Consider the following 10354-nt stretch of genomic DNA (forward strand, 5'->3'; position numbering starts at 1 on the left):
TTACTTCGTCCCTATTATACAGACAAGTAACTTTCTTTTGCAGTTTTTATTTTTTTAATGAGAATCGTAAGTAATATTATTATCTCTTAAAATGGTTTTACCGTCACGAACCACCTTGTAACGGCCAACCTCATTCTTTGTTAATTTGAACGGCAATATCACGGTGGTATCCCGTGTAATCACCATTTGTTTATACACAGTTGAATAGTCATGATCATGATCTTTCAAGTAAATCAAAACAACATTTTCACCAGAAGCGGTCGTACTTGCCTCGGTTTCCGGAGCCGGCGTTTCACTTGAAGACGTTTGTGGTTGAACACTACTGCTAAACGCAGAACTTGATGATGACTGTGAATTGTTAGAATTACTAAAATATGGAATAGTAACTTTCACATTAAAGCTCTCCAGTTGATCCTTTGCTTTTGCTTGGGGACCTCTTGATAACCAAACAATAATATTACCGCCTTGCTGAATACTATTGTTAGCCGCCGGTGATTGACGAACAACCCGTCCCTTCTTTTGTTCGTTGGAGTAAACGTAATCAAAAGTTGGATTGATTTTTTCTTTATTTGCGTAACTGACAACCTGAGCCTTGGTCATATCAGTCAGGTCTTTTAGAATGACTTGTTGAATACCAGTGGACACAACGAATATTAACGTATGGCCCTTAGGATTTACCCGCTTTCCAGATGCAAAATCCTGTTGAAGAATTTTTCCCGACTGAAATGATCCCGAAGGAGCGTTTCTTCTACGAACTTTAAATCCTTGTGCTTCCAAACGGGACTTCACTTCGCCATAATCCTGGCCAACATAATTGTCCAAACGAACTTTTTTGATACCAGAGCTGACAATGAGTGCCACCCGGGTGTTTTTTTTGACTTTAGTATTCTCTTTTGGAGTAGACGTAATAACACGATTTCGATCGACCTTTTCACTATTTCGATAAGAAATTTTTCCCACTCTCAAATCAGCATCTTCAAGTTTTTCCGTCGCATCATTTCTTAAAGTACCACTAATGACCGGCACTGTTGTCCGGGCACTTGCGCTGACTATAAAAATAACGGCGAATATAAGAACTAAAAAACCAATAATACCACCGATTAGCCATCGACGACGCCTTTTGTGGCTTTTCCTTTTAGGCCGCTTTTCATCGCTTTGATTGGTCTCTTGTGCTTCACGTTGATCAGCATTAGCATTGTCCGTCATTGAATTTTCAGGAAAAGCAGAAAATGGCATCACTCGTGTTTTTTCATTCATTTCTGCGTTTTCTTCGGGAACAACGAATCTTGGTTCGTCTGCCCTGGATTTGTCCAGTGATGTATTTAAATCCGCTGCTAACGCATTAACATCCGGGTAACGATCATGTGGATTTTTGGTTGTTGCCTTTAAGACCACATTTTCCAGCGCTTGGGGAATCCGGGGATCAAAATCTCTGACAGATGGGATCGGCTGCTGTGAATGTTTAATTGCAATTGAGACGGCTGTATCACCGTTAAACGGTACTTTACCTGTCAATATTTCATAAAGAATAATTCCCAACGAATATATATCAGATTGCTTAGTTGCCATTTGGCCTTTAATCTGTTCTGGGGACAGGTAATGAATAGATCCGATGATTGATTTGGTCTGCGTCATTGTATCTTCACTTTCAAGTCGTGAAATACCAAAATCCGTAATCTTAATATAACCGTTTTTATCTACTAAAATATTCTGAGGCTTTAAATCCCGGTGAATAATATTATGATGATGAGCTTCACTAACAGCCGAACAAATTTGCTCCATGATGTTCACAACTTCGGCATATGGAATTGGAAAACGATCCTTAATATAATGTTTAAGGTCTTCCCCATCAACGTACTCCATTACCAAGTACTGCATACCCTCAACTTCATCAACATCATAAATGCCAACAATATGAGGATTGTCCAATTCAGTTGCGGCCATTGCTTCATGTTGAAATCGTTTTTTAGCTTTGGGATTATCCCGAAAATCAAGCCTCAGCAACTTGACGGCAACTTCTCGATTTAAAATTAAATCTTCAGCCAGATAAACATCGGCCATGCCACCTTCACCAAGCCGACTAATAATTTTATAACGGCCATTTAACACAAATCCCTTATTCATCCGGCATCACCTCCGAATCATAGCGGGCAACTAAAACCGTAATGTTATCGAGGCCGCCATTTTTATTCGCAAGCGATACCAGCAAATTGCATTTTGCTTGAATATCTTCATCCATCGACAGAATTTCTTCAATATCCGGATCATCTACCATGTTCGTCAGTCCATCCGTACAAAGAAGAATCTGGTCATTTTTTTGAATGCTGTACGCTTTAAAATCAGCCGAAGAATCATCGTTAATCCCCAAACTTTTAGTAATAATATTTTTATAGGGATTGTTTTTAGCCTGATCAGGTGTGATATCCCCATGTTTGACAAGTTCATTAACATAGGAATGGTCCTCTGTTATCTGAGTAAGCTTGCCACCTGAAAGAACATAGCCGCGACTATCTCCAATATTGGCAATGAGACTTTCATCACCATCGATAAGAGCAGCCACCATCGTTGTTCCCATTCCCTTCAGTCGCCTGTCCGAATTTGATTGATTAATAATTGCGGCATTTTCCTGAGCCAGCTTCTCTGTAAACCAGGATTTAATGTCGGAAAGACTGTTAATATCAGTTTTTTCAAAACTACTACCAATGTGAGTAACGACCATCTTGGAAGCAACTTCACCAGCATTATTGCCACCGATGCCATCGGTGATAAGGGCCAAAATTAATCCTTGCTTGTTCTCGAATTTTCCAACCGCATCCTCGTTCTTATCGCGAACTTTTCCGGTAGACGATTGATAGGCAATTTGCATATTGTATCAACTCCGTTACGATTTCCTAACCAAAGAGCAGACAAAGAATCCATCCGAGCCAAAATCATCGGGGTAAATATTAATCATCCCGTTTTCATCAGTTGTCAGATTCAGGTCAGTCTTGGTTGGTTCGATTTGAAAATCAGGATGTGCATCAAGAAACTGCTTAATCACTTCTTGATTTTCTTGTTGAACGATTGTACAGGTACTATATGTAATAGTACCACCAGTTTTTACTTTCGGTGCAACGGCTTCAAGAATTTGCAGCTGAATTTGTGATAAATGATTGATATCAGCTAACGTCTTATCATACCTGATTTCCGGCTTTCTACGCATCAAGCCAAATCCGGAGCATGGTGCATCAACTAAAATATGATCAAACATTTCATCAGAAAACTTCTCATCAACTTTTCGGGCATCCAACGCCTGGGTTTCAACCACACCATCTACTCCAAGTCGTTTAGCATTTCTAATCACATTTTTCAATTTATTTTGGTGAATATCCAGTGCAATGACGCGCCCATTTTTTAAATTAGCTGCAATTTGAGTCGTTTTTCCACCGGGTGCGCTACAAGCATCAAGAATCAAATCATCAGGCTGAATCGACATTGACTCAACCGGCAGCATAGCACTCTCATCCTGAATAGTTAATAAACCATTTTCAAAGAATGCACTATGAACCACTTGCCCTTTATCAACAATAATGCCTTCACCGGCAACAAGGCTATCTTCCGTTTGAAATCCAGCCTGCGTAAGTTGATCAGTCAATTTTGATTTGGTTGTTTTTGCTTTATTAAACCGAACGGATTGTTTAGGCGTTTGATTCAATGATTTAAAAACTTGATCCGCCTTTTGCTTGCCCAATTGGCCTTCAATAAGCGATACCAACCACTCAGGAACGCTATATTTAATCGAAATCTTTTTGACTGGATCTTTAATTTTGTCAGGTTCCCTGACACCCTTACGATCCATCTGGTGAAGAATACCGGTTACAAAACGCCGTGTGCCATCATGTCCCATTGACTTTGCAATTTTAATCGATTCGTCAAAAATTGCGCGTTTAGGAACACGGTCCAAATATTCGAGCTGATACATCGCTGTATATAAAAGTTCTTTCACCCAGTCTTCTGTTTTTTCCGAATCTTTCAAAAATGGCACCAATTGATATTCCAGTGTCATTCGATGTTGAATCACGCCATAAACAATATTCGTAAAAAGCGCTTTGTCTACATCACTCATTGACGTTGATTCAATAACCGCGTTAATCTGTAAATTTGAATAAGAACCACCACTGGTACGCAATAGTGTTCTGACAGCTAGTTCCCGTGGATTGTTCGTTTGATATTTCATTTAGTTAATCACCTTTTGGCCAACTTTTAAGGCCTGCCCTGCTCCGTTTAAATAATCTGTAATCGCTTGTCTTGGTTTACCAGCAGGTTGAAGCTCCAAAATTTCCAAGATTGAACCCCCACCGGCAGCAATTTGTAATTGATGCTTCGTTTTCTCAACAATCACTCCTGGTTTACGGGGGGTCTGCCCATCAACTACTGCTGATTTCCAAATCTTAGTTCGTTTACCATTCAAAGTCGTATACGCTGTTGGATCCGGTCGAAGTGCCCGAACCTTTGCATCTACCAAAAAAGCTGATTTAAAAAAATCCAATTTCTCTTCTTCAGGCTTAATTGTCGGCGAAAAAATGACCTTTTCTGGATCCTGTTTAATTGGGGTTATCTCACCGGAAATAACTTTAGGCAGCGTCTTTAAAAGCAGGTCCCTGCCGACAAGGCTCAATTTAGCAAACATTGAAGCCGTATCATCCGTATTATTAATTGGAATCGCCTGTTGCGCAAGAATGTCACCCGCATCCATTTTTTTCACCATATAAATAATACTGATCCCGGTTTCCTTATCACCATTTAAAATAGCATACTGGATGGGTGCACCGCCACGATATTTCGGTAGTAAAGAACCGTGAACATTCACAGCTGCAATTTTAACAGCATTGAGTAATTTGGTTGGTAAGAACTGGCCAAATGCGGCAGTGACAATAAGGTCGGGATGCATCTCAATTAATTGTTGCATCTCGTCACTGCCACTGATTTTTTCCGGTTGGAGAACCGGAATGTTCAATGCTTCAGCCTGCTGTTTAACTGGAGATTTTTGAATCTGATGTTTCCTGCCGACTGGTCGATCAGGTTGCGTAACTGCTGCCAATACTTGGTAGCCCTGATCTACCAATCCTTTCAAAACCGGAACGCCAAAACTTGGAGTTCCCATAAACACAACTGTTGTCAACACTATCGTTTCCTTTCCATTCTAAAGTTACATAAAGTCGAGCGGTTCATTATCAATTGAGATTAATAATCCTCCTTGCTGCTTTGTTTGAGACTTAACTAAAACGTCATCAAGTGCAGCTTTAAGTTTCGGCTCCTGACGATATTTAATAATGATTTGATAAAAATAACGATTATTAACCCTGGTAATTGTTTTAGGAGTTGGTCCCAATACAATCGCCTTATTCGTTAAATACCGGCGCAGGAAACCGGCAATTTGGTGCATTTCATATGCCGTCTGTTTTTCAGATGGTGAGCTGCCGGTAATTTTGATGGTGAAATAATAAGGCGGATACTTGCCAAGATGACGAATCCGCATTTCAGTATGATAAAACTTTTCGTAATCCTGTGTTTTAGCCAACTGAATAGCGTAATGATCGGGGTTAAATGTTTGTATCACAACTTCTCCCTGCTTATCAGCACGTCCGGAGCGTCCGGAAACTTGCGTTAATAGTTGAAATGTTCGCTCACTGGATCGAAAATCAGGAAACTGAAGCGCTGAATCAGCATTTAAAACCCCAACAAGTGTCACTTCCGGGAAATCAAGCCCCTTTGCAATCATTTGAGTTCCTAATAAAATATCGGCTTTGTGAGCACCGAATTTATTGATGATTGCCTCATGAGACCCCTTTTTCCGGGTTGTATCAACATCCATTCTCAAAACACGGGCAGTTGGAAATAGATCCTTAACCTGTTCTTCAAGCTGCTGGCTGCCAATCCCGTAATGCCGAATACGCTTACTGTGGCATTTGGGGCAAACCGTTGGGATCGGTTCCTTATGACCACATAAATGGCAGTTTAGTGTATGCGTATCTTTATGCATGGTTAAAGAGATGTCACAGTTTGGGCATTGAGGAACATAACCGCAATCCCTGCACATAATAAAAGAGGAGTAACCCCTGCGATTCAGTAACAGAATAATTTGCTCATGCTTTTCCAGCCGATCGGTAATCAAGTTTGAAAGTCGTTTGGACAAAATATGTCGATTATGAGCCATTTCATCTTTCATATCAACAATCGAAACGTGGGGCAGTGCATGGTTGTTGAAACGATGAGGCAACATGATCAGCTGATAGACCCCCTTCATTGCTCGCGCACGGGATTCCAACGATGGCGTTGCACTTCCCAATACAACAGGGCAATGATTGTACACTGCCCGCCATTTAGCCACGTCTCTGGTCTGGTAACGCGGCGTATCGGATTGCTTATAACTACTATCATGTTCTTCATCCATAATAATTAAACCAATATTCTTCAAAGGCGCGAAGATTGCCGAACGAACACCAACAACAACTTTTGCCTGACCGCTATTAATCCGTTGCCATTCGTCGTACCGTTCCCCACTTGACATTGCGCTGTGAAGCATCGCCACTTGGTCCCCAAACCTACTTCGAATTCTGCCAACAATCTGGGGGGTCAACGTAATCTCTGGAACCAGCATAAGCGCCGTCTTACCAATACTCAGTGCATGGGCCATCGCCTGTAAATAGACTTCCGTCTTCCCGGAACCGGTCACCCCTTCGAGCAGGAAAGTCGTGTCCGTTTGTTTTCCAATTGCATTATTAATCCGATTGACGGCAGTTTGCTGATCTTCATTCAGGTCAAGCGGATAACTCCTTGACACGGGCTGCAAAAATGGATTTCGAATTCTTCTAACCTGAGTTTCGGTTACCCATCCCTGCTTAACAGCTGTATCAAGTACCTGTCTACCGACACCCTCGTGCAAAAGCTTGGATTGAAGGAACGTTTGAGACGGTTGTTCATACAGCATCTTAAGTAATCGGCGTTGACCAACCGCACGTTTCTGAACATCTATCAGCACATGATCGATTTGCTGTTGATTAAGCTTACTTTTATAGGCTCTAGACAATATCGGTTTTGCATGACTGGATAATTCATAATGAACTTTAATCTGATTTGATTTTCGGAGTGCCAAAATTTCTGCAATTGTCTTGTTATTAAACTTTTGCCGATCATAGTCAATTTCGTTTTGACCATGAAAAATAGCCGGGTAGGTATCCCGTATTTGATCAGTCGCTAATAACTTCTTTTTAAATTTTGTCCGCATACCACCGGGTAACATTGTCTGCAAACAACTAATTTTAAAGGAAAAGGTTTTATCTGCCATCCACTCGGACAATTTTAACAATTCCGGTGTAATAACCGGCGAAAGATCAACGAGTGAACTGATTTTTTTAAGCTTGCCATCAAAGGATGTTTTATCTGAAAGGCCAATCACAAAACCAGTGACTCTTCTGCGGCCGAAGGGAACTTGTACCCGCATGCCGGGTTGAATCTGTTCTTCAAGGTTTTCAGGAATTAAATAGCTATATGGATTATTTGTTTGACGTGTTGGCACATCTACAATAATTTGTGCAACCTGCAAGAATTAGTCACCCCCTTTGTAAATCATTGTCGGCTTATTAAACGATGACTTAAGATGTGAATGAGTTGCTGGGCTACTTTTTGTTTGCTCTCAACTGATGTTTTTTGTTGATCTCCGTTGGCAAACAGGAAAGTGACTTGATTATTGTCTGCACTAAATCCAATCCCCTTTTGGGAAACATCATTAGCGACAATGAGATCAAGATGTTTTGCCTTGATCTTTTTTTCGGCATTCGTTATCAAATCATTTGTTTCGGCAGCAAAACCAATCACAATCTGTGAGGCTTTCTTAGTTGTCGCAACTTCTTTTAGAATATCCGGATTTCTGACCAAGTCTAAAGTCATCGTCTCATTGTGATCGTTTTTTTTGATTTTTCTATCTGAAACAGTTGCTGGGCGAAAATCAGCAACTGCCGCTGCCATTATTAAAACATCCGCATCCACAAACTGCTTCTGAACAGTTTGCAATAAATCTCGTGCGGTTTCTACTGGCAGGACCTTTACGCTTTCAGGCTTTGGTAACGTTGTATTTGCAGTAATTAAAGTCACCTCGGCGCCAGCCAGCTGCGCTGCCTTTGCAATTGCAAATCCCATCTTTCCAGATGAATGATTTGTCAAATAACGAACCGGGTCCAAAGGCTCGCGCGTTCCACCGGCCGTAATGACAATTCGTTTACCCTCGAGTTCCTTTGATCCCGAATTAAAGTGTTGATCCACCCAATCTAATATTTCTTCGGGCTCGGGAAATCGCCCCTTACCGGAATAACCTTCCGCCAAAAAGCCTTCGGCAGTGTCCATCACGTTGATACCGGCGCTAGTCAATGTCTGCAGATTTGTTTGGGTTGCAAAATTGTCCAGCATATGGACGTTCATCGCTGGTACAACATAAATCGGCGCGGTGGTTGCAAGTAGCGCCGCATTAACCACATTATCCGCAATGCCGTTAGACATCTTGGCAATTGTATCGGCCGTTGCAGGTGCAACAATTGCTAAATCTGACTGATCGGCAATCGCAACATGGGGAATTGTTTTAGGATCGTCTGTTGAAAAATCGTCTTTGACAACCCGATTCTTGCTTAGACTCTGAAAAGTCAGCGGGCTGACAAATCGTTGAGCCGACTCTGTCATGACAACATGCACATCGTTATGATTCTTCACTAACAATCGAGTCAGAATTAAAGATTTATAGACAGCAATACTACCGGTTACATACAGCGAAACGCGTTTATTTTGAAACAAATCAGTCACCACCATTTTTAAATTCACACTTAATTGTAACAAGGATGTATGCATTAGCAAAAGCCAAATGCTTTTATGACTTTTAATTATTCCCAAAAAAATGGCCTGGAACAACGATCTGCTTGTTCCGGCCACTTAATTGACATCATACTCATTTAATTAGTTAAAATCACGATTCTTGGGATCAATTTTCAAAACACCGGCAGCAATCTCTTCAAAAGCCTTACCAACCGATTTTCTGGACTTATAACTGTCCAACAATGGTTTTGCTCCAGCATCCAATTCATGTGCTCGCTTACTTGCAAGCATAATTAATGAATATCTGGAATCAATTTTATCAAGTAATTTATCAACAGATGGATAAAGTAACATTATTAATCGTCTCCTAACATTGATTCATAATCGGGCATCACTCTGGCAACCTTTAATCGTTCACTTCTGATAATTGATTTAATCCGATCAACGGCTAATGGCACTTTGTCATTTAGAACTGCGTAATCATAATTTCGCATCATACTAATTTCACCAACGGCTTTTTTGATACGCTTGTTAATAACATCCATTTTGTCGGTTCCACGACCAATTAAACGATGCTTTAACGCCATTAAGTCGGGCGGCGTCAAAAATACGAATACAGCATCCGGACAATTTGCACGAACTTGCATCGCACCATTTACTTCAATTTCAAGGAAAACATCCTTACCAGAATTCAAAGTCTCATTGACATATTTTAATGGGGTACCATAATAATTGTCAACGTATTTCGCGTATTCAAGCATTTCACCGTTTTGAATATTCTGTTCAAACTGCTCCTTTGAAACAAAATAATAGTCAACACCGTTTTTCTCACCAGGACGAGGTTTTCTGGTCGTCATTGACGTTGAGTACTCAAAGTCAACATCCGGTTCCTCAAAAAGTGCTTTTCTGACAGTTCCCTTACCAACGCCGGAAGGACCGGATAAAACAATTAACATTCCTCTTTTTGCCATCGTCAAAATCCCTTCAAATATTTGTAGTAACAACCATTATCGTTCATTTTTAAGATTTTTACAAGTCTAACATCTGTTTCGCAATAAATCATAAAAATTTTAATATTAGGGGTTGATATTTCGAACTGCCGTTCGTATAATAAAGTCACAAACAAATGTTCGGAGTGAAATAACATGCAAAGTAATCAATCATATTTAGCAGAAATTCGAGACACGGTTAAAAACAACTATCGCCGCTTTTTCGCAATCGATTCCACAAAGCCGATCTACAACGATCTTCCTCAGATGCCGGAATTTCAAATCCAACTTTTTCTTAGCCAAACACTAAAAGCTGGTTTTCCAATAAAAATCCAATTTAATAATCAATCACCGGAAATGAGTGGAAAACTCACAAAATTATCTAATGAAAGATACCTATTAGCAAACCAACAGCATAACATGACCCGAATTGTAAATATTTTAGAAATTCGATCCATTCAAAAGATAAAATAATAGCAGTAAATATATTTATCCACGTTAAAATGTTTCAAAAAGTGCAAATC

9 protein-coding genes are annotated in these 10354 nt (G+C 40.3%); 1 reads left to right on the top strand and 8 read right to left on the bottom strand.

Translation table 11 applies throughout. The annotated features are described in order from the left end of the window. Positions 1 to 54 precede the first annotated feature (54 nt). From pknB to gmk, 8 genes are read right to left on the bottom strand one after another with little or no spacing between them, the layout of a single operon-like run. Positions 55 to 2124, bottom strand: coding sequence for a Stk1 family PASTA domain-containing Ser/Thr kinase (gene pknB / locus HMPREF0519_RS06210; protein WP_004561589.1), 2070 nt, complete (start codon positions 2122 to 2124; stop codon positions 55 to 57). Then, positions 2117 to 2866: a Stp1/IreP family PP2C-type Ser/Thr phosphatase gene (locus tag HMPREF0519_RS06215; RefSeq protein ID WP_003560642.1), complete on the bottom strand. Its 750-nt coding sequence runs from the start codon at positions 2864 to 2866 to the stop codon at positions 2117 to 2119. The genes pknB and HMPREF0519_RS06215 overlap by 8 nt, the downstream gene beginning before the upstream one ends. Positions 2867 to 2881: 15 nt before the next feature. Continuing rightward, entirely contained in the window at positions 2882 to 4216 is a 1335-nt protein-coding gene (rsmB, locus tag HMPREF0519_RS06220; protein WP_004561590.1) for a 16S rRNA (cytosine(967)-C(5))-methyltransferase RsmB, read from the bottom strand. Continuing rightward, positions 4217 to 5161: a methionyl-tRNA formyltransferase gene (gene fmt, locus HMPREF0519_RS06225; protein ID WP_040472730.1), complete on the bottom strand. Its 945-nt coding sequence runs from the start codon at positions 5159 to 5161 to the stop codon at positions 4217 to 4219. A gap of 27 nt (positions 5162 to 5188) precedes the next feature. Further along, positions 5189 to 7585, bottom strand: a complete 2397-nt coding sequence (priA, locus tag HMPREF0519_RS06230; protein WP_004561592.1) for a primosomal protein N' — start codon at positions 7583 to 7585, stop codon at positions 5189 to 5191. 23 nt (positions 7586 to 7608) lie between these two features. After that, positions 7609 to 8958 (bottom strand): bifunctional phosphopantothenoylcysteine decarboxylase/phosphopantothenate--cysteine ligase CoaBC, encoded by a 1350-nt coding sequence (gene coaBC, locus HMPREF0519_RS06235; protein WP_004561593.1) that lies wholly within the window; start codon positions 8956 to 8958, stop codon positions 7609 to 7611. A gap of 24 nt (positions 8959 to 8982) precedes the next feature. Beyond that, complete coding sequence (rpoZ, locus tag HMPREF0519_RS06240; protein WP_003560653.1) at positions 8983 to 9195, bottom strand: DNA-directed RNA polymerase subunit omega; 213 nt, start codon at positions 9193 to 9195, stop codon at positions 8983 to 8985. 2 nt (positions 9196 to 9197) lie between these two features. Next, the gene (gmk, locus tag HMPREF0519_RS06245; RefSeq protein WP_003554241.1) at positions 9198 to 9812 is read right to left on the bottom strand and encodes a guanylate kinase; all 615 of its coding nucleotides are present in this window, start codon (positions 9810 to 9812) and stop codon (positions 9198 to 9200) included. Between the two features lie 174 nt (positions 9813 to 9986). On the opposite strand from gmk, the gene HMPREF0519_RS06250 reads away from it, so the two are divergent. Next, entirely contained in the window at positions 9987 to 10304 is a 318-nt protein-coding gene (locus HMPREF0519_RS06250) for a hypothetical protein (RefSeq protein WP_003560656.1), read from the top strand. Positions 10305 to 10354: the final 50 nt, after the last annotated feature.

The organism is Lentilactobacillus hilgardii DSM 20176 = ATCC 8290 (assembly GCF_000159315.1).
GTDB lineage: Bacteria > Bacillota > Bacilli > Lactobacillales > Lactobacillaceae > Lentilactobacillus > Lentilactobacillus hilgardii.